Raw genomic sequence first — 2109 nt, 5'->3', positions numbered from 1 at the left:
CGCACCGCGCTGGCGGCTGCCGGGCCCGCTTCGAGGACCAGCGGGGTCAGGCCGCGCTCGGTGAGGTGGGCGGCGGCGGCCAGGCCGATCGGGCCGGCGCCGATGACGAGGACGGGCAGGTCGGAGCCTTCGGACATGGCGGTGGTCCCCTTCGCGGTCGAGGCGGACGCGGCCCCCGGCCACTCCGCCTGATTCGACAAACGTCGATGTGTTGACGATCTCGACCTTGCCACTCCGATTCGATGGATGTCAACATAGACACATGTCGAATCTGGAGCTGACGATCCTGGAGCCCGAAGTCGCGCCGTGCTGTCCGCCGATCACCTCGGCCGAGCTGTCCGTGGAGGACTCGGTGCGGATGGCCGCGATGTTCAAGGCGCTGTCCGACCCGGTCCGGCTGCGGTTGTTCTCGAAGATCGCCTCTCACCCGGGCGGGGAGGCGTGCGTGTGCGACATCCAGGACGTCGGCGTGTCGCAGCCGACCGTCTCCCACCACTTGAAGAAGCTCCGCGAGGCCGGGCTGCTGACCAGCGAGCGCCGGGGCACGTGGGTGTACTACCAGGTCGCGCCCTCGGTGGTGGCCGGCATGGCCGCCCTGCTCGACCTCAACCGCTGACCTCGCTCGGGGAGCCCTCGTTGCCGCACGCCGTCGTCACCATCGCCCCGATGGGGCCCGAGCACGCCGAACAGGTCCTGGCGATCTACCGGGCGGGCGTCGAGGAGGGCAACGCCACCTTCGAGACCGCCGCACCCGCCTGGGAGGTCTTCGACGCCGCCCGACTGCCCGGCCACCGGCACGTTGCTCTGGGTGTGGCGGGCGAGGTGCTGGGCTGGGCGGCGGTGAGCGCGGTCTCCGCCCGGCCCGCGTACGCGGGGGTGGTCGAGCACTCCGTCTACGTCCACCCCGAGGCGCGCGGCCGTGGCGTGGCCGGGGCCCTGCTGGAGGCTCTGGTCGCCTCGACCGAGGCGGCCGGGATCTGGACGATCCAGTCCGGGGTGTTCCCGGAGAACACCGCCAGCCTCGCCCTGCACGCCCGCGCCGGGTTCCGGGTGATCGGTACCCGCGAGCGCGTCGCCCGCCACCACGGGGTGTGGCGCGACGTGCTGCTGATCGAGCGCCGCAGTCCTGCCGTCACCTGATCCGCCCCCGTACATGCGCAGATGGCGCCGCCCCAGCTGGGGCGGCGCCATCGCGGCAAAGGGGGGACTACTTCGCGGCTGCGGCCCGGCGGCGCTGGTCGAAGATCAGAGCGACCAAGAGCAGGCCGACCACGCCGCCGATCAACTGCATGCCGATGAAGCCGGGCAGGGAGCTGGGTGCGATCCCGGCGAAGGTGTCGGTGAACGCGCGGCCGATGGTGACGGCCGGGTTGGCGAAGGAGGTGGAGGAGGTGAACCAGTACGCGGCGCCGATGTAGGAGGCGACCGCGACGGGGGCGAAGCGCAGGTGGTCCGTCTTCGCTAGCCCGAAGATCAACAGGACGAGACCGGTGGTGGCGACGACCTCGCCGATCAGCAGGTGCCCGGCCGAGCGGTCATGGGTGGACCACTTAACCAGCGCCTGCCCGAACATGGCGTCGGCGAGAATCGCTCCGCCGATCGCCCCGGCGATCTGCGCGGGGATGTACGCGGCGACCTCGCGGGCGCCCAGGCCCTTGGGGTCCTTGCGGCCGGTCCACCACTCGGCCAGCGTGACGACCGGGTTGAAGTGCGCGCCGGAGATGGGGCCGAGCAGCAGGATCAGCACGCCGAGGCCGAAGACGGTGGCCAGCGAGTTGGCCAGCAGCTGCACGCCGACGTCCTTGCTGAGCTCGGTCGCCTGGATGCCGGAGCCGACCACGACCGCGACCAGGGCGGCAGTGCCGACCAGCTCGGCCGCCACCCGGTTCAGCAACGGGACCGCCGGCGGCTCAATGGCCAGCGGCTCTGCCTCGGTGGTCTCGGGTCTGGCTTCGTCTATGGCACTCATCAGGGCACTCCTGTGCAGGGGCGGGTGGGCCGCCGGGATCGGGCTGGGGTGGTTCAGCAGGACCGCTTGCGGCCTTCCGCGGCGGCTTCGCGGGCGGTGGCGGCCAGCCCGGCGAACTCTCCGGCCACGGCCTCCAGGGC

At 72.0% G+C, this 2109-nt stretch carries 4 protein-coding genes; 2 read left to right on the top strand and 2 right to left on the bottom strand.

Features of this window, described 5'->3' with window-relative positions; translation table 11 throughout:
* Positions 1–137, bottom strand: a 137-nt coding sequence (locus ACIRD3_RS40505) for an FAD-dependent oxidoreductase (RefSeq protein ID WP_402227144.1), incomplete at its 3' end; no start/stop codon positions are given.
* Positions 138–262: 125 nt separating this feature from the next.
* Between ACIRD3_RS40505 and ACIRD3_RS40500 the strand changes: the two genes are divergently transcribed.
* Positions 263–616 carry an ArsR/SmtB family transcription factor gene (locus ACIRD3_RS40500; protein WP_402227140.1) on the top strand — a complete coding sequence of 118 codons (354 nt, stop codon included), beginning with the start codon at positions 263–265 and terminating at the stop codon, positions 614–616.
* A 50-nt stretch (positions 617–666) separates the two neighbouring features.
* Positions 667–1140 carry a GNAT family N-acetyltransferase gene (locus ACIRD3_RS40495; RefSeq protein ID WP_402227142.1) on the top strand — a complete coding sequence of 158 codons (474 nt, stop codon included), beginning with the start codon at positions 667–669 and terminating at the stop codon, positions 1138–1140.
* 67 nt (positions 1141–1207) lie between these two features.
* Here ACIRD3_RS40495 and ACIRD3_RS40490 read toward each other — a convergent pair whose 3' ends face one another.
* Positions 1208–1969: an aquaporin gene (locus ACIRD3_RS40490; protein ID WP_402227138.1), complete on the bottom strand. Its 762-nt coding sequence runs from the start codon at positions 1967–1969 to the stop codon at positions 1208–1210.
* Positions 1970–2109: the final 140 nt, after the last annotated feature.

The organism is Kitasatospora sp. NPDC093550, from assembly GCF_044764985.1.
Taxonomy (GTDB): domain Bacteria; phylum Actinomycetota; class Actinomycetes; order Streptomycetales; family Streptomycetaceae; genus Kitasatospora.
This window is presented reverse-complemented; position numbering and strand designations above follow the sequence as displayed.